Origin of the sequence: Caballeronia jiangsuensis, assembly GCF_046030135.1 — a bacterium.
In the GTDB taxonomy this organism is placed as follows: Bacteria; Pseudomonadota; Gammaproteobacteria; order Burkholderiales; family Burkholderiaceae; genus Caballeronia; species Caballeronia jiangsuensis.
The window spans coordinates 82,469-105,852 of record NZ_JAQQDB010000005.1; the positions used below are offsets into that span (position 1 = coordinate 82,469).

The 23,384-nt window shown below is 63.9% G+C and carries 27 protein-coding genes; 12 read left to right on the plus strand and 15 right to left on the minus strand.

What is annotated here, in order from left to right:
* Positions 1-22 precede the first annotated feature (22 nt).
* Positions 23-664 carry a pyridoxamine 5'-phosphate oxidase gene (gene pdxH, locus PQR08_RS06945; protein WP_408161146.1) on the minus strand — a complete coding sequence of 214 codons (642 nt, stop codon included), beginning with the start codon at positions 662-664 and terminating at the stop codon, positions 23-25.
* Positions 665-945: 281 nt separating this feature from the next.
* On the opposite strand from pdxH, the gene PQR08_RS06950 reads away from it, so the two are divergent.
* Complete coding sequence (locus PQR08_RS06950; RefSeq protein ID WP_250484091.1) at positions 946-1,791, plus strand: tRNA threonylcarbamoyladenosine dehydratase; 846 nt, start codon at positions 946-948, stop codon at positions 1,789-1,791.
* Between the two features lie 51 nt (positions 1,792-1,842).
* On the opposite strand, the gene trxA is transcribed toward PQR08_RS06950, so the two are convergent.
* Positions 1,843-2,691, minus strand: a complete 849-nt coding sequence (gene trxA, locus PQR08_RS06955; protein ID WP_187605995.1) for a thioredoxin — start codon at positions 2,689-2,691, stop codon at positions 1,843-1,845.
* A 78-nt stretch (positions 2,692-2,769) separates the two neighbouring features.
* Positions 2,770-3,669, minus strand: coding sequence for a pirin family protein (locus tag PQR08_RS06960; RefSeq protein ID WP_250484090.1), 900 nt, complete (start codon positions 3,667-3,669; stop codon positions 2,770-2,772).
* Positions 3,670-3,845: 176 nt separating this feature from the next.
* On the opposite strand from PQR08_RS06960, the gene PQR08_RS06965 reads away from it, so the two are divergent.
* Both PQR08_RS06965 and PQR08_RS06970 read left to right on the plus strand, forming a co-directional pair.
* Positions 3,846-4,100, plus strand: a complete 255-nt coding sequence (locus tag PQR08_RS06965; RefSeq protein ID WP_250484089.1) for a hypothetical protein — start codon at positions 3,846-3,848, stop codon at positions 4,098-4,100.
* Positions 4,101-4,261: 161 nt separating this feature from the next.
* On the plus strand, positions 4,262-5,140 hold the full coding sequence (locus PQR08_RS06970; RefSeq protein ID WP_250484088.1) for an EamA family transporter: 879 nt from the start codon (positions 4,262-4,264) through the stop codon (positions 5,138-5,140).
* A gap of 19 nt (positions 5,141-5,159) precedes the next feature.
* Here PQR08_RS06970 and PQR08_RS06975 read toward each other — a convergent pair whose 3' ends face one another.
* Complete coding sequence (locus PQR08_RS06975) at positions 5,160-6,668, minus strand: N-acetylmuramoyl-L-alanine amidase (RefSeq protein ID WP_250484087.1); 1,509 nt, start codon at positions 6,666-6,668, stop codon at positions 5,160-5,162.
* The gene (gene tsaE, locus PQR08_RS06980; RefSeq protein WP_250484086.1) at positions 6,650-7,237 is read right to left on the minus strand and encodes a tRNA (adenosine(37)-N6)-threonylcarbamoyltransferase complex ATPase subunit type 1 TsaE; all 588 of its coding nucleotides are present in this window, start codon (positions 7,235-7,237) and stop codon (positions 6,650-6,652) included. Before tsaE ends, PQR08_RS06975 begins: the two co-directional genes overlap by 19 nt.
* A gap of 18 nt (positions 7,238-7,255) precedes the next feature.
* Between tsaE and queG the strand changes: the two genes are divergently transcribed.
* The 5 genes from queG to plsY all read left to right on the plus strand — a co-directional run bounded on the left by queG (position 7,256) and on the right by plsY (position 11,157).
* Positions 7,256-8,488: a tRNA epoxyqueuosine(34) reductase QueG gene (gene queG / locus PQR08_RS06985; protein WP_250484085.1), complete on the plus strand. Its 1,233-nt coding sequence runs from the start codon at positions 7,256-7,258 to the stop codon at positions 8,486-8,488.
* A complete protein-coding gene (locus tag PQR08_RS06990) occupies positions 8,485-8,967 on the plus strand; it encodes a methylated-DNA--[protein]-cysteine S-methyltransferase (RefSeq protein WP_250484084.1) in 483 nt (160 codons plus the stop codon). The genes queG and PQR08_RS06990 overlap by 4 nt, the downstream gene beginning before the upstream one ends.
* Positions 8,964-9,893, plus strand: coding sequence for a site-specific tyrosine recombinase XerD (gene xerD / locus PQR08_RS06995; RefSeq protein WP_408161148.1), 930 nt, complete (start codon positions 8,964-8,966; stop codon positions 9,891-9,893). The genes PQR08_RS06990 and xerD overlap by 4 nt, the downstream gene beginning before the upstream one ends.
* A 100-nt stretch (positions 9,894-9,993) precedes the next feature.
* The gene (ybaK, locus tag PQR08_RS07000) at positions 9,994-10,485 is read left to right on the plus strand and encodes a Cys-tRNA(Pro) deacylase (protein WP_187605986.1); all 492 of its coding nucleotides are present in this window, start codon (positions 9,994-9,996) and stop codon (positions 10,483-10,485) included.
* 36 nt (positions 10,486-10,521) lie between these two features.
* Positions 10,522-11,157, plus strand: a complete 636-nt coding sequence (plsY, locus tag PQR08_RS07005; protein WP_238212718.1) for a glycerol-3-phosphate 1-O-acyltransferase PlsY — start codon at positions 10,522-10,524, stop codon at positions 11,155-11,157.
* Positions 11,158-11,215: 58 nt separating this feature from the next.
* On the opposite strand, the gene PQR08_RS07010 is transcribed toward plsY, so the two are convergent.
* A complete protein-coding gene (locus PQR08_RS07010; protein WP_014192189.1) occupies positions 11,216-11,701 on the minus strand; it encodes a YajQ family cyclic di-GMP-binding protein in 486 nt (161 codons plus the stop codon).
* A 100-nt stretch (positions 11,702-11,801) separates the two neighbouring features.
* Here PQR08_RS07010 and murB point away from each other — a divergent pair, with 100 nt between their 5' ends.
* Entirely contained in the window at positions 11,802-12,818 is a 1,017-nt protein-coding gene (murB, locus tag PQR08_RS07015; protein WP_408161149.1) for a UDP-N-acetylmuramate dehydrogenase, read from the plus strand.
* A gap of 70 nt (positions 12,819-12,888) precedes the next feature.
* On the opposite strand, the gene PQR08_RS07020 is transcribed toward murB, so the two are convergent.
* The 3 genes from PQR08_RS07020 to PQR08_RS07030 all read right to left on the minus strand — a co-directional run bounded on the left by PQR08_RS07020 (position 12,889) and on the right by PQR08_RS07030 (position 15,618).
* The gene (locus PQR08_RS07020; protein WP_187605983.1) at positions 12,889-14,118 is read right to left on the minus strand and encodes an argininosuccinate synthase; all 1,230 of its coding nucleotides are present in this window, start codon (positions 14,116-14,118) and stop codon (positions 12,889-12,891) included.
* A 164-nt stretch (positions 14,119-14,282) separates the two neighbouring features.
* Positions 14,283-15,212: an ornithine carbamoyltransferase gene (argF, locus tag PQR08_RS07025; RefSeq protein ID WP_187605982.1), complete on the minus strand. Its 930-nt coding sequence runs from the start codon at positions 15,210-15,212 to the stop codon at positions 14,283-14,285.
* Complete coding sequence (locus tag PQR08_RS07030) at positions 15,160-15,618, minus strand: hypothetical protein (protein ID WP_408161150.1); 459 nt, start codon at positions 15,616-15,618, stop codon at positions 15,160-15,162. The genes argF and PQR08_RS07030 overlap by 53 nt, the downstream gene beginning before the upstream one ends.
* 91 nt (positions 15,619-15,709) lie before the next feature.
* Here PQR08_RS07030 and PQR08_RS07035 point away from each other — a divergent pair, with 91 nt between their 5' ends.
* Positions 15,710-16,048, plus strand: coding sequence for a DUF3579 domain-containing protein (locus tag PQR08_RS07035; RefSeq protein ID WP_187605981.1), 339 nt, complete (start codon positions 15,710-15,712; stop codon positions 16,046-16,048).
* Between the two features lie 167 nt (positions 16,049-16,215).
* Here the strand turns inward: PQR08_RS07035 and rpsT are convergent, their stop codons facing one another.
* Positions 16,216-16,494, minus strand: a complete 279-nt coding sequence (gene rpsT / locus PQR08_RS07040; RefSeq protein ID WP_035500787.1) for a 30S ribosomal protein S20 — start codon at positions 16,492-16,494, stop codon at positions 16,216-16,218.
* A 347-nt stretch (positions 16,495-16,841) separates the two neighbouring features.
* Here rpsT and murJ point away from each other — a divergent pair, with 347 nt between their 5' ends.
* Both murJ and PQR08_RS07050 read left to right on the plus strand, forming a co-directional pair.
* Positions 16,842-18,392, plus strand: a complete 1,551-nt coding sequence (gene murJ / locus PQR08_RS07045; RefSeq protein WP_408161151.1) for a murein biosynthesis integral membrane protein MurJ — start codon at positions 16,842-16,844, stop codon at positions 18,390-18,392.
* Complete coding sequence (locus PQR08_RS07050; protein ID WP_408161152.1) at positions 18,392-19,237, plus strand: SirB1 family protein; 846 nt, start codon at positions 18,392-18,394, stop codon at positions 19,235-19,237. Before murJ ends, PQR08_RS07050 begins: the two co-directional genes overlap by 1 nt.
* A gap of 51 nt (positions 19,238-19,288) precedes the next feature.
* Here the strand turns inward: PQR08_RS07050 and PQR08_RS07055 are convergent, their stop codons facing one another.
* The 5 genes from PQR08_RS07055 to lpxK form a co-directional block, all read right to left on the minus strand.
* Complete coding sequence (locus tag PQR08_RS07055) at positions 19,289-20,047, minus strand: 3-hydroxyacyl-CoA dehydrogenase (RefSeq protein ID WP_408161153.1); 759 nt, start codon at positions 20,045-20,047, stop codon at positions 19,289-19,291.
* Positions 20,048-20,250: 203 nt separating this feature from the next.
* Entirely contained in the window at positions 20,251-20,916 is a 666-nt protein-coding gene (adk, locus tag PQR08_RS07060; RefSeq protein WP_187605978.1) for an adenylate kinase, read from the minus strand.
* Between the two features lie 288 nt (positions 20,917-21,204).
* On the minus strand, positions 21,205-21,996 hold the full coding sequence (gene kdsB / locus PQR08_RS07065; protein ID WP_408161154.1) for a 3-deoxy-manno-octulosonate cytidylyltransferase: 792 nt from the start codon (positions 21,994-21,996) through the stop codon (positions 21,205-21,207).
* Between the two features lie 10 nt (positions 21,997-22,006).
* A complete protein-coding gene (locus PQR08_RS07070) occupies positions 22,007-22,213 on the minus strand; it encodes a Trm112 family protein (RefSeq protein ID WP_061119386.1) in 207 nt (68 codons plus the stop codon).
* Positions 22,194-23,210, minus strand: a complete 1,017-nt coding sequence (gene lpxK / locus PQR08_RS07075; RefSeq protein ID WP_408161155.1) for a tetraacyldisaccharide 4'-kinase — start codon at positions 23,208-23,210, stop codon at positions 22,194-22,196. The genes PQR08_RS07070 and lpxK overlap by 20 nt, the downstream gene beginning before the upstream one ends.
* Positions 23,211-23,384: the final 174 nt, after the last annotated feature.

Genomic DNA, 23,384 nt, shown 5'->3' on the forward strand with positions numbered 1-23,384 from the left:
CCTGTGCTCGCGCTCTTGTGCCTTACGGCGCGAGTCTCATGATTCGCCACGGTGCGCCGGCGTCATCACGCGTATAGACGATGCGGTCATGCAGCCGAGACGGACGTCCCTGCCAGAATTCGATGCTGTCGGGCACGAGGCGATAACCGCCCCAGTGCGGCGGACGCGGCGGCGCGTCGCCATATCTGGCGATCATCTCGCGTTCGCGCGCTTCCAGCGCCTCGCGGCTTTCGAGCGGCTGACTCTGATCCGATGCCCATGCGCCGATGCGCGAGCCGAGCGGACGCGACGCGTAATACGCATCGCTTTCCTGATCGCTCGTCTTTTCGACGCGGCCCTCGATGCGCACCTGGCGCTCGAGTTCGATCCAGTGGAACAGCAGGCTCGCCGCCGGATTCGCGGCGAGTTCGCGGCCCTTGCGGCTATCGTAATTGGTAAAAAAAACGAAGCCACGTTCATCGACGCCCTTGATGAGCACGATGCGGGCAGACGGACGGCCTTGCGAATCGACGGTCGCAAGCGTCATGGCATTCGGTTCAGGCAGCTTCGCATCGAGCGCCTGGGCGAACCATGTCTGGAACTGGCTCACCGGATTCGGGTCGACGTCGGTCGCATCGAGCGCGTCGCGCGAATAGTTTTTGCGAAGGTCTGCGAGAGTGGTCATTTTATGCAAGCGCTACAGTCGGGTCAGTATAGCCAAGGTGAAACGATCTTGCCCTGATTACCCATGGACCTGTTGCGTGCCGGCGGTGCGGCGCTTGCAGCTATCACGTCCAGGGTTTCGATAAGGCAGAATACGCAATTCGCCCGCATTTTGCATGATCGACCACCCAACTTTGCACACTCGACAGCCGCCTGTAAGCGTTGATTGACGCCGCACAACGGCGCTGCATTTTTCCGGCTTTTAGTTTGCTTTCAACGTACCCGGTTTCATCCACGCACGCCATGAACGCTTCATCCGAAACTGCTGTAACGCCGTCCGCCGAAGACGCCGCCGACCGCGACCGACGCTTCGGCGGCATCGCGCGCCTCTACGGCGCACCCGCGCTCGCCGCGTTCGAAAGGGCGCATGTCGCGGTGATCGGCATCGGCGGCGTGGGCTCTTGGGTGGCCGAGGCGCTCGCGCGCAGTGCTGTCGGCAAGCTGACGCTGATCGATCTCGACAATGTCGCCGAAAGCAACACGAACCGGCAGATTCACGCGCTCGACGGCAACTACGGCAAGGCGAAAGTCACGGCGATGGCCGAGCGCATCAAAATGATCGATCCGGCCTGCGACGTGCGGCAGATCGAGGACTTCGTCGAGCCCGGCAATTTCGATGCGACGCTCGGCGGCGGCTTCGATTACGTGGTCGATGCGATCGACAGCGTGCGCACGAAAACCGCGCTCATCGCGTGGTGCGTGGCGCGCAAGCAGGCGCTCATCACCGTCGGCGGCGCGGGCGGCCAACTGGACCCGACGCGCATTCGTATCGACGATCTCGCGCTCACGATTCAGGACCCGTTGTTGTCGAAAGTGCGTGGCCAGTTGCGCAAGATGCACGGCTTTCCGCGCGGGCCGAAGGCGCGTTTCAAGGTGAGCGCGGTCTATTCCGACGAACCGCTGATCTATCCCGAAGCACCCGCGTGCGATATCAGCGAAGGCGCGGAGCATCTCGAAACGGGCGCGGGCTACGCCGGGCCGGTCGGCCTCAATTGCGCGGGATTCGGATCGAGCGTGTGCGTGACGGCGAGCTTTGGCTTCGCGGCCGCTGCGTTCGTGCTGCGCGATCTGGCGAAGCGCGCGGCCTGAAACGAAAACGGCCAGCTTCAAAAGCTGGCCGTTTTCAATTGAAGCACGCGATCAGTTGATCGCCGCGCTCAGCTTGCGCCGCCATTGCGACACGAGATCGGGCTGATTCGCGGCAAGCTCGAACACGGAAAGCATCGTCTTGCGGCCGACGTCGTCCATGAAGGCACGATCGCGCACGACGATCGCGAGCAGATGCTCCAGCGCGCCCCCGTAATCGCGGCCCGCGATCAGGCGGTTGGCGAGCGCGAAGCGCGCGTCGAGATCGTCGGGATTCGCGTTGACCGCGTCGATGAGCGCGTCGGCGGGCGGCAGATCCGCGGCCGCATCGGCGGCGTCGAGCTCGGTCTTCAGCGCGTTGTAGCGTGCATCGATACCTTGCGTCGTCTTCGGCGACAGCAGCTTGTCCTCTTCCTTCGCCTCGTCGATGCGGCGCTCCGCGATCAGCCATTCGATCAGGTCGAGACGCGCGTCGTCGTAACCGGGATCAAGCGCGAGCGCGGCCTTGATGGTATCGATCGCTTGCTTGCGATTGCCCGCGGCCCATGCGCTCTGCGCGGCGTGGCGCTCGGCGTCGGCGCCATCAGGCACGAGGCGGTCGAGAAACTCGCGCAACTGGCCTTCCGTCAGCACGCCGATGAACTGATCGACCGGGCGGCCATCCGCGAATGCGACCACGTGTGGAATGCTGCGCACCTGAAAATGCGCGGCGAGCTCCTGGTTCTCATCGACGTTCACCTTGACGAGCTTCCACTTTCCCGCGGCTTCGGCTTCGAGCTTCTCCAGCATCGGCCCGAGCGTCTTGCACGGGCCGCACCAGGGCGCCCAGAAATCGACGAGCACGGGCGCGAGCATCGACGCGTTGATGACGTCGTGCTCAAAGGTGGCGAGGGTCGTATCCATGCGTTTTCTCCTAATGCTTGCGGTCTATCCCAAACAGATGGGGACGATCCGCGTGACTCTCAAGCGCGCACGCACGCCTCATGCCTCGGGCGCGCGATTTTCGCGGCGCTGTGGCGGCAGCGGAATGAATTCGGTCTCGCCGGGCACGTGGCCCATGCGCTGCTCGCTCCATGCGATTTTTGCCGCGTCGATCTTCTCGCGCGAACTCGACACGAAATTCCATTCGATGAAGCGCGTGCCGTCGAGCGGCGCGCCGCCGAGCAGCATCGCGACCGCGCCGTTCGTGCTGTGCAGCTTCACGTTCGCGCCCGGCGCGAGCACGGCCATCTGCTGTTCGGGCAGCGCTTCGCCGTCGATCGACAAGTCGCCGCTCACGAGATAGACGCCGCGTTCCTCGTGCTCGGTATCAAGCGTGATCGCGCTGCCGGCCGCGAACTGCGCGGCGACGTAGAGCGTTGGCGAGAACGTGCGCGTGGGCGCCTTCGCGCCGAACGCGGTGCCCGCGATCACGCGCAGCGTGACGCCATCGCGCTCGATCTGCGGCAGCGCTGACGCGGCGTGATGCTCGAACGCAGGCTCGATGTCCTCGCTCGCTGCCGGCATCGCGACCCAGGTCTGGATGCCGTGCATCGTCTGGCCGGACGCGCGTTCTTCATCGGGCGTGCGTTCGGAATGAACGATGCCGCGCCCCGCGGTCATCCAGTTCACGTCGCCGGGCACGATCTTCTGCACCGAGCCGACGCTGTCGCGATGCATGATCGCGCCGTCGAAGAGATACGTAACCGTCGCCAGTCCGATATGCGGATGCGGGCGCACGTCGAGACCCTTGCCGGGCACGAGCGTTGCGGGACCAATGTGGTCGAAAAAAATGAAGGGTCCGACGGTGCGCGCCGCGAGCGCGGGCAGCACGCGACGCACCATGAGGCCGCCGACGTCGTGTTCGTGAGGCTTGAGCAATGCGCGGAGCGGCGATGGCATGGCGAATTCCGATGGAAAGATCGCGCGCCGGAATGGCGCGAGTGTCATCGTCGATTTTACCGGCCGATTCCGGGCGGCGCAGGCGTGCCGCCGAGGCTCTCGTTTTTTACGTCGCCGCGCTCATCAGTCCGCGTGCGGCTTCACGCAACTTTCGCAACCTCGATAGGAGCTTCGCCATGAACAGGAACAAGCTGTTGATCGCCATTACCGCGGGTCTCGTCGCCGCTACCACCGCGACGGGCGCATTCGCGCAGACGTCGTCGGGCAATTCGTCGGGCGCGATGGGCAACGATGCCACAGATAATTCGGCGGCGCCCATGACGCAGAAGAAACACAAGATGCACAAGCAGTCGGCGCATGCAGGGACCAAGAAGACACCGGCCGCGGAAACCGGCAACAACTCCGCGACGGACAGCGGCCAGAGCAAGTAAGCGCTGTTCCGGCACGCCGAAGAAAGCGCTCGCGCCGACATCCGGCGCGGGCGCTTTTTTGCGTCCTTCGTCACGTCGCGCGGCATTCGACGAACCTGCCGCCGCGCGCTCCGCTACACTTTACGACTCGCCAACATGCACATGACACGAGGGGAAGGGCGATGTCGCCAAAGGATTTGCTGATCGCATCGGTGGTCATTGTCGCGTGGGGCGTCAATTTCGTCGTCATCAAACTCGGATTGCACGGTGTGCCGCCGATGCTGCTCGGCGCACTGCGCTTCGCGTTCGCCGCCTTACCGGTGTTCTTCGTCAAGCGCCCGCAGATCCCGCTGCGCTGGCTGTTCGCTTACAGCCTCACCATTTCGCTCGGGCAATTCGCGCTGCTCTTCTACGGCATGTACGTGGGGATGCCGGCCGGGCTCGCGTCGCTCGTCTTGCAGGCGCAGGCGTTTTTCACGCTCATCTTCGCGTCGATATTTCTCGGCGAGCGTATCCGCGCTGCGAATGTCGCCGGACTCGTGATCGCGGCCGCGGGGCTCGCGCTGATCGGCATGCGCGGCGGTCACGCGATGACCCTCGCCGGTTTTCTCTTCACGCTCGCCGCCGCCGCGATGTGGGCGCTCGGCAATGTCGTGACCAAGCGCATGGGCAAGGTCGATCTGCTTTCGCTCGTCGTGTGGGGCAGCCTGATTCCGCCGCTGCCGTTCCTCGCGCTCTCGCTGATCTTCGAAGGGCCGGCGCGCATCGAAGCGAGTCTCGCGTCGATCCCGCTCGTGTCCGTGTTCGCGATTCTCTACCTCGCGTTCATCGCGACGATCGTCGGTTACAGCCTGTGGGGGAAGTTGCTCGCGCGCTATCCGGCGGGAAGCGTCGCGCCGTTTTCGCTGCTCGTCCCGGTGATCGGGCTCGCGTCGGCGGCGGTGTTTCTCGGCGAGGGGCTGAGCGTTGCGCAGGTGGTCGGCGCGGCGCTCGTGATGGCGGGACTCGCGGTGAATGTGTTCGGCGCGCGGCTCGTTCAGCGCATCCTGCCGGCGCGCTGAACGAAGCACGGCACGCGTCTTACGTCATGCGGCTCTTCGCGAGCGGCGGATTCGCCGCGAAGTAGCGCTTGATGCCCTTCATGATCGCGTTGGCCATCTTGTCGCGATAGGCGTCGTCGTTCAGGCGCGTTTCCTCGTCCGGATTGCTGATGAATGCGGTCTCGACCAGGATCGACGGAATGTCCGGCGCCTTCAGCACGGCGAAACCCGCCTGCTCGACCGAACCCTTGTGCAGCTTGTTGATGCCGCCGATCTCGTTCAGCACGAAGCTGCCGTAGCGCATCGAATCGCGGATCTGCGCGGTCGTCGACATGTCGAAGAGCGCGCGGTTCACGCTCGCGTCCTGCGACTTCACGTTGATGCCGCCGACCTGATCCGACGAATTTTCCTTGGCCGCCATCCAGCGCGCCGCCGCGCTCGACGCGCCGTGCTCGGACAACGCGAACACCGACGAGCCGCGTGCGTCGGGCGACGTGAACGCGTCCGCGTGAATCGACACGAACAGGTCGGCGGACACGCGCTGCGCCTTTTGCACGCGCACGTTGAGCGGCACGAAGAAGTCGGCGTCGCGCGTCATCATTGCGCGCATGTTGGGCTGAGCGTCGATCTTCGCGCGCAGCTTCTTCGCGATGTCGAGCGCGATGTGCTTCTCGTACGTGCCCTGGCCGCCGATCGCGCCGGGGTCCTCGCCGCCGTGACCCGGATCGATCGCCACCGTCAGCAGGCGCGTGGTGCCGGACTGCTTCGGCGTGGAGAAGGTGTACTGGTCATCGTCGTCGTTCTTCTTCGCGATGACGGGCGGCGGCGTCGGCGCGCGCTGCGGTTTCACCGAAGGCTTCGGCGCGGGCGCGGCTTCGGCCGGCGCATCGTTCTGCGCGTACTTCTGGAAGAACTCATCGGTGGAATCGGGCGTCGTCGGCTTCTGCGCGGTGGACGGGCCGGAGAGCGTCGCGGGCGGCGGCACCGACGGATTCGGATTCGCGCGGTCGAGCGCCTCCTGCTTGCGCTCGGTCTGGGCGAGCAGTTCCATCAGCGGATCGGGCGCGACGGCCGGATACAGGTCGAACACGAGCCGGTACTTGTAGCTGCCGATAGGGCCCAGATTGAACACCTGCGGCTTCACCGATCCCTTCAGATCGAACACCATGCGCACGACATGCGGCTGATATTGCCCGATGCGCACCGCCTGAATCTGCGGGTCGTTCGGCGTGATCTTCGAGACGAGATCCCGCAGTGCCTGATCGAGATCGATGCCGGAGAGATCGACGACGAGCCGGTCCGGTCCCTGCAACAACTGGTTCGCGTTCTGGAGCGGCTGGTCCGATTCGATCGTCACGCGGGTGTAATCGCGCGCGGGCCACACGCGCACGCCGAGCACGCTGCTCGCGTGCGCGAGCTTCGGTCCGACGAGCGCGAGCACGAGCGTCGAGGCGCCCGCGCGCAGCACCTGGCGGCGGCGCCAGTTGTGCGGCGCGACGGCGCCCGCTTCGATCGAATGAAATGGCTTGATCAACATCTTTCGAGACATGACTTTCCTGTTTCGCTGAACGCCCGCGCGGTCAGTACGCGGCCTTCTTCTTCGTTCGAATCGCCCGGCGAGCCGTGCTCGTCCGGCAGCGATAGCTGGAACACGAGGTCCGGCACGCCGAGCAGGCCGCCCGCTTGTTGCGGCCACTCGACGAGGCACAGCGCGCCCGCATCGAAATATTCGCGGAAGCCGGCATCGGCCCATTCGGCCGGATCGGCGAAGCGATAGAGATCGAAGTGATAAACGTCGAGCGGGCCGCTTTCGATGACGAGCGAGTACGGTTCGACGAGCGTGTAGGTCGGGCTTTTCACGCGGCCGGCGTGGCCGAGCGCGCGCAGCGTGGCGCGCACGAGTGTGGTCTTGCCCGCGCCCAGATCTCCGATCAACTGGACCTGGAGACCGTGAAATCGTTCAGACGACGATTGCAATGTATGAAGGCGCGTGATGTCGATGGCGCGCGCGAAGCGTTCTCCGAAAGCGAGCGTCGCGGCTTCGTCGCGCAGGTCGAAGCGGCGTTCGAGAAGCGCGTGAGGAAGGTCTTGCGTCGTTCGTGCGGGGCTTTCGGGCATTGCTCGTAAAATGTCGTGATGAACCGATTGCCGGAACATTCCGTTGAAGTCACGACCGCGTCCAGCGACGCAGCCGCTGAATCCGTATCAGAGTCTCGCGTTTTCGATATCGATGAAAACGCGCTGGCAGAACTCGCGCAACGCATCAGGAACTGGGGGCGCGAGTTGGGGTTCGGTGCAGTCGGTATCAGCGATATCGACCTGACGGATGCCGAGAAAGGCCTCACTGATTGGCTCGAAGCAGGCTATCACGGCGAAATGGATTATATGGCCAAACATGGGATGAAACGCGCAAGACCGGCCGAGCTTGTGGCCGGAACGCGACGTGTCATCACCGTGCGCATGGCCTATCTGCCGGCGCAGACGCTCGCGAAAACGGGCGATGAAAGTGTCGCGACAGCCGATGGTCAGAAGAACGACTGGCGCGCGATCGAATGGACGCGGCTCGCGAAGCCATCGCAGGCCGTGGTCTCCATCTACGCGCGCGGCCGCGATTATCACAAGGTCATGCGCAATCGTCTTCAGCAACTGGCCGAGCGCATCGAGAATGAGATCGGGCCGTTCGGGTATCGCGCGTTCACGGATTCCGCGCCGGTTCTGGAAGTCGCGCTTGCGCAGAAGGCGGGCACTGGCTGGCGCGGCAAGCATACGCTGCTGCTCGATCGCGATGCCGGATCGCTCTTCTTTCTCGGCGAAATTTTCGTCGATGTGCCCTTGCCCGTCGATCCGAATCCCGAGCGCGAGGGCGCGCATTGCGGGCAATGCACGCGCTGCATCGGCGCATGTCCGACCGGCGCGATCGTCGCGCCGTATCGCGTGGATGCGCGGCGCTGCATCTCGTATCTGACGATCGAACTGCACGGCAGCATCCCCGAAGACATGCGTCCGCTGATCGGCAATCGCGTCTATGGCTGCGACGACTGTCAGCTCGTCTGTCCGTGGAACAAGTTCGCGCAGGCCGCGCCCGTCGCGGATTTCGATGTGCGGCATGGGCTCGATCGCGCGACGCTCGTCGAACTGTTTGCATGGAGCGCCGGTGATTTCGACACGCGCATGCAGGGCAGCGCGATCCGGCGCATCGGGCATGAGCGCTGGCTGCGCAATATCGCGGTCGCGATGGGCAACGCGTTGCGCGCGTCAGGGCTGGATGCGGGCGAGCGCCAGGCTATCGTCGACGCGTTGCGTGCGCGTGAAGATGATTCGTCTGAACTCGTCCGCGAGCACGTTCGCTGGGCGCTGGAGCAATCATGAAGAACATCCCGTTCGATGCCGTGATCGACGCGCCATTCGGCAAAGTCGGCATTCGCGCCGATGCGCAGTCGGTGCGCGAGATCGTCTATCTGCCTGATGACGTCGAAAGTATCGAGCCGCAAACGCCGCTCGCCAGAGAAGCCGTCGCGCAGATTCGCCGTTACTTCGACACTCCGTCGATGCGCTTTAACCTGCCGCTTGCGATCCGCGGCACCGAATTTCAGCAGCGCGTGTGGCGGGGCATCAGCGGCATCGCGGCGGGGCATGTCTGGACCTACGGCCAGCTCGCGCGCGAGATCGGCAGCGTGCCGCGCGCGGTAGGGCAGGCGTGCGGCTCCAATCCGCTGCCGATCGTGATACCGTGCCACCGGGTAGTGGCATCGGGCGGGATCGGCGGCTTCGCGCATCATCCCGGCGAAGGTTTTTATCGCAACGTGAAGCGCTGGCTTCTGACGCATGAAGGTGTACGGATCGCATGACGAGCGCAACGACTGAAGAACTACAAACGCCGCAACCGAGCGCAAGTCAGGACGCGATCGATCTCTTTTGCGATGCGCTCTGGCTCGAACACGGGCTCGCGAAAAACTCGCTCGAAGCGTACCGCCGCGATCTCAAGCTTTTCGCCGAATGGCTCGGCACGACGCGCGGCGCATCGATCGACGCCGCCGGCGAAGCCGACATGAATGGCTACATGGCGGCGCGTCGCGGCGACAAGGCGACGTCCGCGAATAGGCGCCTGTCGGTCTTTCGCCGCTACTACGCATGGGCGTTGCGCGAACACCGCGTGTCCTCCGATCCGACGCTCAAGCTGCGCTCGGCCAAGCAGCCTCCGCGCTTTCCTTCGACGCTCAACGAGACGCAAGTCGAAGCGCTGCTCGGCGCGCCGGACATCGAGACGCCGCTCGGCCTGCGCGATCGCACGATGCTCGAACTGATGTACGCGAGCGGCCTGCGCGTGACCGAGCTCGTGACGCTGAAAACGGTCGAGGTCGGCCTGAACGAAGGCGTCGTGCGCGTGATGGGCAAAGGCTCGAAGGAACGCCTGATCCCGTTCGGCGCGACGGCGCACGACTGGCTCGAACGCTATCTGCGCGAAGCGCGTCCGGTGCTGCTCGGCGCGCGGTCCGCCGACGCGCTCTTCGTCACCGCGCGCGGCGAAGGCATGACGCGCCAGCAGTTCTGGAACATCATCAAGCGCCATGCGCTGAAGGGCGGCGTGCATGCGCCGCTCTCGCCGCACACGCTGCGTCACGCGTTCGCCACGCATCTGCTCAATCACGGCGCGGACTTGCGCGTCGTGCAACTGCTGCTCGGCCACTCGGACATCTCGACGACGCAGATTTACACGCACGTCGCGCGCGAGCGTCTGCAAAAGCTGCATCGCGAGCATCATCCGCGCGGTTGACGCGCTTCGTTCGCGAACGATCGTGCCACGGCGGCGCGTTGCTGCACACTCGTCCGGATGGCCAATGGTGAGCGGCCCGGCGCGCCGCTACAATGCGTCCATGTCGAAAGCCAAACACGTGTCCGAAACGCCCGCGACGCAGTTCCTGCGCCGTCACAAGGTCGAGTTCGGCGAGCATCCCTACGATTACGTCGAGCGCGGCGGCACGGAGGAATCCGCGCGGCAACTGGGCGTGGACGAGCACGTCGTCGTCAAGACGCTCGTGATGGAGGACGAGCACGCGAAGCCGCTCATCGTCCTCATGCACGGCGACCGCACCGTGTCCACGAAGAACCTCGCGCGGCAGACGGGCGCGAAGCGCATTGAGCCGTGCAAGCCCGACGTGGCGAACCGGCATTCCGGTTTTCTCGTCGGCGGCACGTCGCCGTTCGGCACGAAGAAAGCGATGCCGGTGTACGTCGAATCGAGCATTCTGGAGCTCGACCGGATCTATCTGAACGGCGGGCGGCGCGGCTATCTCGTGAGCCTGAAGCCGTCCGTTCTGACCGAGTTGCTCGACGCGAAGCCCGTGCAGTGCGCGAGCGTCGATTAGAATGCGTTCCGCTCTCGCCATAACTGAAAAGACACCATGATTTTTCTGATCGTCGCCGTCGTGTCCTATTTGATCGGCTCGATTTCATTCGCCGTCGTCGTGAGTCACGCGATGGGACTGGCCGATCCACGCTCGTACGGCTCGGGCAATCCCGGCGCGACCAACGTGCTGCGCACCGGCAACAAGAAGGCCGCGATCCTCACGCTTATCGGCGACGCGTTCAAGGGCTGGCTGCCCGTGTGGATCGTCGCGCACTTCGGCGCGAGCTTCGGCTGGGATAGCGCCGGCATCATCACGGCCACGGCGCTCGCGGCCATCGCGGTTTTTCTCGGGCATCTCTACCCGGTTTTCTTCAGGTTTCAGGGCGGCAAGGGCGTCGCGACGGCGGCGGGCGTGCTGCTCGCGATCCACCCGGCGCTCGGCATCGCGACGCTGCTCACCTGGCTGATCATCGCGTTCTTCTTCCGCTATTCATCGCTGGCGGCGCTGGTCGCGGCCGTGTTCGCGCCGTTTTTTCAGGTGTTCCTGTTCGGGCCGAGCCGCATCTCGCTCGCAGTTCTCGCGATGAGCCTGCTTCTGATCTGGCGGCATCGCGCCAATATTTCGAAGTTGCTGGCGGGGCAGGAAAGCCGCATCGGCGAAAAGAAGAAAGCGGCGCAAGCGCCCGAATAAAGCAAAAAGCCGTTCCGGCGCAAACCGGAACGGCTTTTTCACTTCTTGCGGCAAAAAATCAGTCGCGGAAGTTGTTGAAGTCGAGCGGCGTGTCCGTGACTTCCTTCTTCAGCAGCGCGATAGCGCTTTGCAGGTCGTCGCGTTTCGTGCCTTGCACGCGCACCGCATCGCCCTGAATGCTCGCCTGAACCTTGATCTTGCTGTCCTTCACGATCTTGACGATTTTTTTCGCCAGATCGCCCGACACGCCTTTCTTCACCGTGACGACCTGCTTCAGCTTGTCGCCGCCGATCTTCTCCTGCTTGCCGTAGTCGAGAAAACGCACGTCGACGCTGCGCTTGGCCAGCTTGTTCAGCAGAACGTCCTTCACCTGGCCGAGCTTGAAATCGTCGTCGGCGTAGAGCGTGAGTTCGCGCTCTTTCTGCTCGACGCGTGAATCCGAACCCTTGAAGTCGAAGCGCGTCGAGATTTCCTTGTTCGACTGCTCGATCGCGTTCTTCACTTCGATCATGTTTGCTTCGCTGACGACGTCAAACGATGGCATCTGTCTTTCTCCTTCATTGAGGCGAGCGCGCCGGGCAAGCGCGGCTCGCGCAATCGCTATAATCACGGACCTGTCGTCATTCTACCGACGCGCCTCGCTCATGTCGCTCCAGCTTCTCTCCGATTTCTCTCTGCTCGCTCACAACACGTTCGGCTTCGATGCGCGCGCGCGTCATGCGATGCGCATCGATTCCGTCGATGCGGCCGTCGCGCTCGCCACCGATGCGCGCATCGCGAACATGCCGCAACTCGTGCTCGGCGGCGGCAGCAATATCGTGCTGACGCGCGATTTCGACGGCGTCGCGCTGATCGTCGGCATCGCGGGCAAACGCGTGATCGGCGAAGACGACGGCGCTTGGCTCGTCGAAGCCGGCGCGGGCGAAAACTGGCACGATTTCGTTGCCTGGACGCTCGCACAAGGCATGCCGGGCCTCGAAAACCTCGCGTTGATTCCGGGCACGGTCGGCGCCGCGCCGATTCAGAACATCGGCGCATACGGGCTCGAAATGGGCGAGCGCTTCGAGCGGCTCAGCGCGGTCGAACTCGCGACCGGCGAACGCGTGGACTTCGATCGCGCCGCATGCGCGTTCGGTTATCGCGACAGCGTCTTCAAGCGGGCAGGGCGCGGGCGCTTCATGATCACGTCGGTGGTGTTCAGGCTGCCGAAAGCGTGGACGCCGCGCGCCGATTATGCCGACGTCGCGCGCGCGCTCGAAGGCGCCGCAAAACCGGATGCACAGGCCATTTTCGATGCGGTCGTCAGCGTGCGCCGCGCCAAGCTGCCTGACTGGACCGTGCTCGGCAATGCGGGCAGTTTCTTCAAGAATCCGGTCGTGAGCGCGGCGGCATTCGAGACGCTGCAACAGCGCGAACCCGGCGTCGTCTCGTATCGCCAGGCGGACGGACAGGTGAAGCTCGCGGCGGGCTGGCTGATCGACCAATGCGGCTGGAAAGGGCGCGGCATCGGCGGTGCGGCAGTGCATGACCGTCAGGCGCTCGTCCTCGTGAATCGCGGCGGCGCGACGGGCGCGCAAGTGCTCGAACTCGCTGAAGCCATCACGCGCGACGTGCTCGCGCGCTTTAACGTCGAACTGGAGATGGAACCAGTCTGCCTCTGATTCCGACGCGCAGAAAAAAACCCGCCGAACGAAAGTCCGGCGGGTTTTTTTACGTCCACAAACGCGCGAATTACGCGCCGCGCTTGCGGCGTGCGTTTTCCGCGATGCGCATGCGCAGTGCGTTCAGCTTGATGAAACCGCCGGCGTCGGCCTGGTCGTAGGCGCCGCCGTCGTCGTCGAAGGTCGCGATGGTCTTGTCGAACAGCGTTTCCTTCGAATCGCGCGCGACGACCGACACGCTGCCCTTGTAGAGCTTCACGCGCGTCCAGCCGTTGACCTTCTCCTGCGTGTGGTCGATCAGCACCTGCAGCGCGCGGCGCTCCGGGCTCCACCAGTAGCCGTTGTAGATCAGCGATGCGTAACGCGGCATCAGATCGTCCTTCAGATGCGCCACTTCGCGATCGAGCGTGATCGATTCGATGCCGCGGTGCGCCTTCAGCATGATCGTGCCGCCCGGCGTTTCATAGCAGCCGCGCGACTTCATGCCGACATAGCGGTTTTCGACCAGATCCAGACGGCCGATGCCGTGCTTGCCGCCGAGGCGGTTCAGCTCGGTCAGCATCTCGGCGGGCGACAGGCGCTTGCCGTTCAGCGCGACCGGATCGCCCTTCTCGAATTCGACATCGACGTATTCCGGCTGATCCGGCGCCTCTTCCGGCGACACGGTCCAGCGCCACATATCGGCTTCGGCTTCGGCCTTCGGATCTTCCAGATGGCGGCCTTCGAACGAGATGTGCAGCAGGTTCGCGTCCATCGAGTAGGGCGCGCCGCCTTGCTTGTGCTTCATTTCGATCGGAATGCCGGCCTTCTCGGCGTACGCGAGCAGCTTTTCGCGCGAGAGCAGGTCCCATTCGCGCCACGGCGCGATCACCTTGATGCCGGGTTCGAGCGAGTAGTAGCCGAGCTCGAAGCGGACCTGGTCGTTGCCCTTGCCGGTCGCGCCGTGCGAGACGGCTTGCGCGCCGGTCGCGCGGGCGATTTCGATCTGACGCTTCGCGATCAGCGGACGCGCGATCGACGTGCCGAGCAGATACTCGCCTTCGTAGATGGTGTTCGCGCGGAACATCGGGAACACGAAATCGCGGACGAACTCTTCGCGCAGGTCTTCGATGAAGATGTTGTCCTGCTTGATGCCGAGCTGGAGCGCCTTCTTGCGCGCGGGCTCCAGTTCCTCGCCCTGGCCGATGTCGGCCGTGAAGGTCACGACTTCGGCGTCGTAGTTGTCCTGCAACCATTTCAGGATGACGGAGGTGTCGAGACCGCCCGAATAGGCGAGCACGACTTTCTTGATATCGCTCATGGTGAACTCGTGTGCTGAAAAGCCAGGTGCGGCGGTTGTGCGCCGCTTCGCGTCCGTCGGGCGCGCGACGGGCATGAAGTGCGCGGAAAAAACGCTATTTTGACATCAAAAAGCCGCGCTTCCGCAAAATTGGGATGCGCGGCTCATCGGCAGCGCCGATTTGCTCAGTGATTGAGCTTGCCGAGCAGGAGATACTCCATCAGCGCCTTCTGGACATGCAGACGGTTCTCCGCCTCGTCCCAGACCACGCTCTGCGGGCCGTCGATGACTTCCGCGCTGACTTCCTCGCCGCGATGCGCGGGCAGGCAGTGCATGAAGAGCGCGTCGGGATTGGCGCGCGCCATCATCTCCGCGTCGACGCAATAGTCCGCGAACGCCTTCATGCGCGCCTCGTTCTCGGCTTCGTAACCCATGCTGGTCCAGACGTCCGTCGTGACGAGATCGGCGCCCGCGCACGCATCGTTCGGATCGTCGAACTCTTCGAAGAACGGCTTGCTTTCCTCGGAGACCAGCGCGGGGTCGAGCTTGTAGCCGAGCGGCGTCGAGAGGCGCAGCTTGAAGCCGAGGATGTGCGCCGCCTCGATCCACGTGTAGAGCATGTTGTTCGCGTCACCGACCCACGCGACAGTCTTGCCGTGAATCGGACCGCGATGCTCGTAGAACGTGAAGATGTCCGCGAGCACCTGGCACGGGTGATATTCGTTGGTCAGCCCGTTGATGACGGGCACCCGCGAGCTTTCGGCGAAGCGCTGAATGATGTCCTGGCCGAACGTGCGGATCATGATGATGTCCACCATGCGCGAGATGACCTGCGCCGAATCCTCGATCGGCTCGCCACGGCCGAGCTGCGTGTCGCGCGTGTTCATGAACACCGCGTGGCCGCCGAGCTGGAAGATGCCCGCTTCGAACGAGAGACGCGTGCGCGTCGAGCTCTTCTCGAAGATCATCGCGAGCGTGCGATCGTGCAGCGGATGATAGGTCTCGTAGTTCTTGAACTTGCGCTTCAGGATGCGCGCGCGTTCGAGCAGATACTCGTAGTCGTCAAGCGAAAAATCCTTGAACTGAAGATAGTGGCGAATTTTTTTGGCGGTCATGAAACGCAGGCGGCGGCTTCGAACCGGCTGCTTCGCCATGAGGCGTCAGGGCCGGACGGCGCCGCCGTCGTGAGTGGTATCGCATTTGAGCATAAAGGATTTTGCGATGTTTGACGAGGCTGGCCAAAAGGACGATGCCGAGCGCGCAGGCCCCGCCCGTGGCTTCGTAATAGCCCTGATGGACGCGCCCGATGTCTGTGTGCGCTGCGGAAAAGAGGTCGCTGCGGTATAATTGCGCTCGCTCGTTTTTCAACAGTTCTGCAACATTCAGCACCGTTTCACGCGCATTTGCGGCGAAGGGTTCGAAAGAATTCGGTCGGCGTGGCTTCGTGCGTTTCGATTTCGCGGTGGATTGCGCAGTGCTGTCGAGTCCGCCAATCCTGCCGCGGGCGCGGACGGTTCTCACAGAATCGATCTCCTGCGCCGGCCCATGCGGTTCCCTGCGTCAGGCATGTGCGTCCCGGTGCGCGTCACCGGCCGTCAAAAGGTATTTCTACATGGCTGAAACATCTCCGACCGAATACTTCATACAAGGCATCACCAGGAACGGGAGGAAGTTTCGGCCGAGCGATTGGTCCGAGCGCCTGTGCGGTGTGATGTCGGGCTTCGGCCCCAAGGCGAAAGGGCCCAACGCCCGTCTGCAATACTCCATCTACGTGCGTCCGACGATGATCGGCGACATCAAGGTCGTGATCGTCGATTCGCGCCTGCGCGATATCGAGCCGATGGCTTTCGACTTCGTGCTGAACTTCGCGAAGGACAACGATCTGCTCGTGACCGAGGCGTGCGAACTGCCGCCGCATCACGGCACGCAGACCCAGCAGCACCAGCCCTGATGAATCGACAGTAAGCGACAGCAAGCGACAGAAGTCGCAGACGCAAAAAAGCCCGCCGAAGCGGGCTTTTTCGTTACTGCGCAGCGGAAACAGGAAGCTGCTTCGGCGAACGCCCCGTCAACGAAAACTCGCGATGACCGAAAGCGCCCGCCAGAAGCGAGCCGGAATTACTGGGCAGCGGGGGCCTGCAGGCCCTTGATTGCTGCAGCCAGGCGGCTCTTGTGACGAGCAGCCTTGTTCTTGTGGACGATCTTCTTGTCCGCGATGATGTCCAGCGTCTTGACCGACGACTGGAACACTTCGGCGGCCTTGGCCTGATCGCCGGCTTCGATAGCCTTGCGAACTGCCTTGATGGCCGTGCGGAACTTCGAGCGCAGCGCCGAGTTGTGCGAGTTTGCCTTGGCGGCCTGACGGGCGCGCTTGCGAGCTTGAGCGGAATTTGCCATGACGGTTTCCTTGTCCTGTTTCTGCTGTTACTTGTCCGGAGCGCGCGGCCGGCGAAGGCCTTGAAAAACCCTTACACGGGCACTCGATCGCGCTGCCTTTTGATCTGAACTCCCGGGAACGATTGCCCGAGAACCTCTAAAACATCGCCGGCCTGAGCCGGAAAAGACGCGAAGCTACGCAATCCAATAGAATTTTGGAGCTTCGAAACCGGAAATTATAGCAAGGGAATATGAGGCGTGACAAGCGGCGCGTGGATCGCGCCGTCTCGGGGCGATTTGGTGCATTTGGTCTGTAGGACGCGGAGTCTCGTGGGCGCGTAGCACGCGGCCCGTATAATAAGCGCCCCATGAATCTATTCCGAGCCCTCCTGACGGTCAGCGGCTTCACGCTGCTGTCGCGCGTGACCGGCCTGATCCGCGAAACGCTGATCGCCCGAGCTTTCGGCGCAAGTCTCTATACCGACGCGTTCTATGTCGCGTTCCGCATTCCCAATCTGCTGCGGCGTCTCTCCGCGGAAGGCGCGTTCGCGCAGGCGTTCGTTCCGATCCTCGCCGAGTTCAAGAACAGCAAGGGCCACGATCCGACCAAGGCGCTCGTCGACGCGATGTCGACCGTGCTCACGTGGTTCCTCGTCGTGCTGTCGCTCGCCGGCATGGCGGGCGCGAGCTGGGTCGTCTACGCGGTGGCGTCGGGGCTCAAGCACGAAGGCATCGGATACACGCTTGCGGTCGAGATGACGCGCATCATGTTTCCGTACATCGTCCTCATTTCGATGACGACGCTCGCCTCTGGCGTGCTCAACACGTACAAGCAGTTTTCGCTGCCCGCGTTCGCCCCCGTGCTGTTGAACGTCGCGTTCATTTTCGCGGCGGTGTTCGTCGCGCCGCATCTGAAGGTGCCGGTCTATGCGCTCGCGTATGCGGTGATCGTCGGCGGCGTGCTGCAATTGCTCGTGCAGCTGCCCGGCCTTAAGAAAATCGACATGACGCCGCGCGTCGGGCTGAACTTCCGGCGCGCGCTCGCGCATCCGGGCGTCAAGCGCGTGTTGCTGAAGATGGTCCCGGCGATGTTCGCGGTGTCGGTGGGGCAGTTGAGCCTCATCATCAACACCAATATCGCGTCGAATATCGGCGCGGGCGCCGTGTCGTGGATCAACTACGCCGACCGCCTGATGGAATTCCCCACAGCTCTATTGGGCGCGGCGCTGGGCACGATCCTGCTGCCGAGCTTGTCGAAGGCGCACGTCGACGCCAACCACGACGAATACTCCGCGCTGCTCGACTGGGGCTTGCGCATCACGTTCCTGCTGGCCGCGCCCAGCGCGATCGCGCTCTTCTTCTTCGCCGAGCCGCTTACCGCGACGCTCTTTCACTACGGCAAGTTCGACAGCCATTCCGTCGTGATGGTCAGCCGCGCGCTGGCGGCGTATGGAATCGGGCTGATCGGGCTCATCCTCATCAAGATTCTCGCGCCGGGCTTCTACGCGAAGCAGGACATCAAGACGCCGGTGAAGATCGCGATCTTCGTGCTGATCATGACGCAGGTGAGCAACTACATCTTCGTGCCGATTTTTTCCCATGCGGGCCTGACGCTTTCGATCGGCCTCGGCGCGCTCGCCAATGCGCTCCTGTTGTTCGCGGGTCTGCGCCGCCGCAAGATCTATGAGCCTTCGCCGGGCTGGCTGCGCTTTTTCGTGCAACTGATCGGCGCGTGCCTGATTCTTGCGGGCACGATGCATTGGGTGGCGATCAATTTCGACTGGATCGGCATGCGCGCGACGCCGTTCATGCGCATCGCGCTCCTCGGTGCGAGCCTCGTCGTGTTCGCCGCGCTATATTTCGGTATTCTGTCCGCAATGGGCTTCAAGTACGCCTATTTCAAGAGACGCACGCTTTGATGACGACAACGCGTATCCTCGACTACTTCTCTTCGCTGATGGCGGACGACGAGAGCCTTCCGCTCACGGAAGCGGCTTTGTCGCTCGCGCAGGATGCGTATCCCGATCTCGACATGCAGGCCACGCTCGCGGAGATCGACGAACTCGTCGTGCGCGCCCGCCGCCGCATGCCCGGCGACGCGAGCGTCGAGCACAAGGTCGATGCGCTCAACCGATACTTCTTTCGCGAGCTGGGTTTTTCCAGCAACCTCAACGATTACTACGATCCCGACAACAGCCATCTGAACGTGGTGCTGCGCCGGCGTCGCGGCATTCCGATTTCGCTCGCGGTGATCTATCTGGAAATGGCCGAGCAACTCGGCTTGCCGGTGCGCGGCGTGTCGTTTCCGGGGCATTTCCTGCTGCGCGTCGCCACACCGGGCCAGGATCTGATGCTCGATCCGACTACCGGCCAAACGCTCTCCGAAGCGCAGATGGTCGAGATGCTGGAGCCATATGTGCAGCGTGTGGGCGAATCGATCGGCAGCGCGCTGCGCGTGCTGTTGCAGCCCGCGACGCGCCGCGAGATCGTCGCGCGCATGCTGCGGAATCTGAAGGGCACCTACTTGCAGACGGAACGCTGGCAACGGCTGCTCGCGGTTCAGCAGCGGCTCGTGATCGCACTGCCGAACAGCATCGAGGAAGTGCGCGATCGCGGCTTCGCGTACGCGCGCCTGGATTATCTGCGGCCGGCGCTCGAGGATTTGCAGCGTTACATCGAGATACGCCCGGATGCCGAGGACGCGACGGTCGTCGAGACCGAATTGCATGAGCTGCGGCAACGCACGCAGCACAACGGCGACTGAAATGAAAACGGCGGACTTCGGGAGAAGCCCGCCGTTTTCACATCCAAAGCGTCATTTCGGCTGCATGCGGATCGCGCCGTCGAGACGGATCACTTCGCCGTTGAGCATCGGGTTATCGAAGATGTGCTTGACGAGCATCGCGTATTCGTCCGGCTTGCCGAGGCGCGACGGGAACGGCACCATCGCGCCGAGCGCGTCCTGCACTTCCTTCGGCATGCCGAGCAGCATCGGGGTTTCGAACAGGCCCGGCGCGATCGTCATCACGCGGATGCCGCTCTTGCTCAGATCGCGCGCGATCGGCAGCGTCATGCCCGCCACGCCGCTCTTCGATGCCGCATAGGCCGCCTGGCCGATCTGCCCGTCATACGCCGCCACCGATGCCGTGTTCACGATCACGCCGCACTCGCCCGCATCGTTGGCTTCGTTCTTCGACATCACGCTGGCCGCGAGCCGGATCATGTTGAAGGTGCCGATGAGGTTCACCGAAATCACTTTCGAGAACAGATCGAGCGCGTGCGGACCGTCGCGACCGACCGTCTTCGCCGCCGGCGCGATGCCCGCGCAGTTCACGAGGCCGCGCAACGTGCCGAGACTCGTCGCGGTTTCGACGGCGCGCTGACCGTCGCTTTCCTGGCTCACGTCGCATTTGACGAAGGCGCCGGACAGCTCGTTCGCGAGGGCGACGCCCGCCGCCTCGTTCATATCGGCGATCACGACCTTGCCGCCTTGCGCCGTAATGAGCCGCGCCGTTGCCGCGCCGAGTCCCGACGCGCCACCGGTAATCAGAAAGACATTGCCTTGCATCTCCATGCTGCTTCTCCGTTATGTGATTCGTGCGTGCATGCGAGGGCAGGGGTAAGTGCCGCTCGCGCCGATGTAGTCCTTGTGGGAAACGCGTCGATTGTAGCGAAGCCCGTGATCGCAAATTCGCACATCGATCATGCGGATTCACAGGCGTAAAAAAACCCGCTCGTCGAGAGCGGGTTTTCTTCGAGCCTTAAGCGTAGCGCGCTTTACTTCAGCGCGTCGAACACGCGCGTGCGGATTTCGTCGACGGTGCCGGTGCCCGCGATCTTGCGATACGCCGGCGCCTTCAAACCGTTCGGCGCTTCGCCGCTCTTCGCCCAGTCGTTGTAGTACGCGATCAGCGGCTTGGTCTGCGCGACATACACGTCGAGACGCTTCTTCACGGTCTCTTCCTTGTCGTCGTCGCGCTGGATCAGCGGCTCGCCGGTGACGTCGTCGGTCATGTCGACCTTCGGCGGATTGAACTTGACGTGATACGTGCGGCCCGATGCAGCATGCACGCGGCGGCCGCTCATGCGGGTGATGATTTCGTCGAAGGGAACATCGATCTCGAGCACGTAGTCGATCGCGACGCCTGCGTCTTTCATGGCTTCGGCTTGCGGCAGCGTGCGCGGAAAGCCGTCGAAGAGATAGCCGTTCTGGCAGTCGTCGGCCTGCAGACGTTCCTTCACGAGATTGATGATGAGCGAATCCGGCACCAGCTCGCCCGCGTCCATGTAGCGCTTCGCCTCGACGCCGAGCGGCGAGCCTGCCTTGACGGCTGCGCGCAGCATGTCGCCGGTCGAAATCTGCGGAATGCCGAATTTCTCCTTGATGAAGTTTGCCTGGGTGCCCTTGCCCGCACCGGGTGCGCCCAACAGGATCAAACGCATGGTGATCTCTCCGAATCGTCTATAAACCGCTTCAAGCCGCGAGGCTGATTTGACATCCGGTGGCTTGGCTCGTGCGGCGTCGACGACAGGGCGCGCGGCCGAAAGGAGACGGCGGGCACCTGCGGACAGCGGCGCAACGTTGAGCGTGGCGCTGACCGGAAGGCTCGCGCAATCGCTTGATTATGCCACGGCTCCTTACGATCGCGACCGTAATAACGCGGATAGAAATCGCCAAAAACCCCCGCCAATCGGGCGTCGGCGGGGTTTACACGGGTTGTGCGGCAGCGCTCAGTCGGCTGTGGGGAAGAGCGCCTGGACGCGCTCGAGATCGGCGGGTGTATCGACGCCCGGCGGCGGCGCGTCCCGCGTCACGCGCACCGCGATGCGCTCGCCGTGCCACAGCGCGCGCAGTTGTTCGAGCGCTTCGGCGGCTTCGATCGGCGCTTGCGCGAGCGTGGGGAAGTCGCGCAGGAATTTCGCGCGATAGGCATAGAGCCCGATGTGGCGCAGCACGTTCTCCGGCACGGAAGGCAGTTTTGCGAGCGCGGCGACATCCGGCCAGTGCGGCTGCCAGAGATCGCGCGTCCACGGAATCGGCGCGCGCGAGAAGTAGAGCGCGACGCTCTTCACATCGAGCACGACCTTCACCACGTTCGGATTGAAGACGTCGGCGGGATCGTGAATCGGATGCGCGGCCGTGGCGATCGCGCATTCGGGACGCGCGGCAAGGTGCGCGGCGACATCGCGCACGAGTTGCGGATCGATGAGCGGCTCGTCGCCCTGCACGTTGACGACGATCGCGTCGTCGTCCCAGTTCAGGCGCGTCGCCACTTCGGCGAGACGGTCCGTGCCGGTGGGATGATCCGAGCGCGTCATCATCACTTCGATGCCGTGATCACGCACGGCCTCGACCACGCGGTCGGAATCGGTCGCGACGAGCACCTGGCTCGCGCCGGATTCGCGCGCGCGTTCGGCGACGCGCACGACCATCGGCTTGCCGCCGATATCGGCGAGCGGCTTGTTCGGCAGGCGGGTGGAAGCGAGACGCGCCGGAATGACCGCGATGAACGGAACGGACATGTCAGCGCACTCAGGCGTCGCCGTTCGGCTTGATCGGCTCGACGGGCGTGCCTTCGACCGTCTGCCGCGCTTCGTCGACGAGCATCACGGGAATGCCGTCGCGGATCGGATAAGCGAGCTTGTCGGCGCTGCAAACGAGTTCCTGCGCCGCGCGATCGTAACTGAGCGGGCCTTTGCAGATCGGGCAAACGAGGATTTCAAGCAGACGTGCGTCCACGGAGTTTCTCCACAACAAGAGCGATGAGGCGCGGTCTGAGCACGGCTTGCACCGGAACGACCCAGATGCGTGCGTCGCGCCAGGCCCCAAATTTTACTGCATCCTTTTCGGTGATCAGGATCGCATCGGCTTCGACGCCCGCGAACGGATTCTCGCGATACGAATAGTGATCGGGGAACGCGCGCGTCGCGGGCGTGATGCCCGCCGCGCGCAGCGTCGCGAAGAAGCGCTCCGGCGAGCCGATGCCCGCCGCCGCGACCACTTTCTCGCCCGCGAACTGATCGAGCGAACGACGCTGATGCGGATCGTCGAGCAACCACGCGTCGCCGGATTCGAGTTCGAGCGCGAACGTGTCCGGCCACGGCGGCAGCGTGCGCTCGTACGGGCTGTTGATGAGCGTCGCGTCCCGGCGGCGCGACATCGGCTCGCGCAACGGACCCGCGGGCAGCAGAAAGCCGTTGCCGCCGAGGCGGGCATCGAACACGACGAGCTCGAACGCGCGCGCGAGGCGGTAGTGCTGCAGGCCGTCGTCGGAGACGAGGACATCGACGTTCGGATGCGCTTCGATCAGCGCCTTCGCGGCGGCGACGCGATCAGGGCAGACGAACACCGGCGCGTGCGTGCGTCGTGCGATCAGGAGCGGCTCGTCGCCGACCTGCGCGGCGGCGGACGTCGGCGTGACGCTCGTCGGCTTCGCGACCTTCGCGCCGTAGCCGCGCGAGACCACGCCCGGCTGAAACCCGGCGGCGCGCAACGCCTCGACGAGCGCGATGACCGTCGGCGTCTTGCCCGTCCCGCCGACGGTCACGTTGCCCACGACGACCACCGGCACGCCGACATCGACGCGCTTGATCCAGCCGAGTTCGTAGAAGGCGCGCCGCGTGGCTGCGATCGCGCCGAAGATGCAGGCGAAGGGCGTCAGCGCCCAGGCGACGGGACCGCGACGGCGCCATTCGCGGGCGAGAAAGTTCTCGATCGGCGGCTTGAAATCAGACATGGACCGCCTTCGCGTTGAACGCTGGCGGGCGGCAGGTCGGGTACGGCATGGCGTGCAACGGCAGCTCCTCGGAGTACGGTTGGCGGGTGCTGGAACCCGGCACTCTAGCGCGCGTGAGCCGTGGGCGCCAGTCGCCAGCATGTGTGAGGATTCGGCCCGGTGCAATTCGAGCGC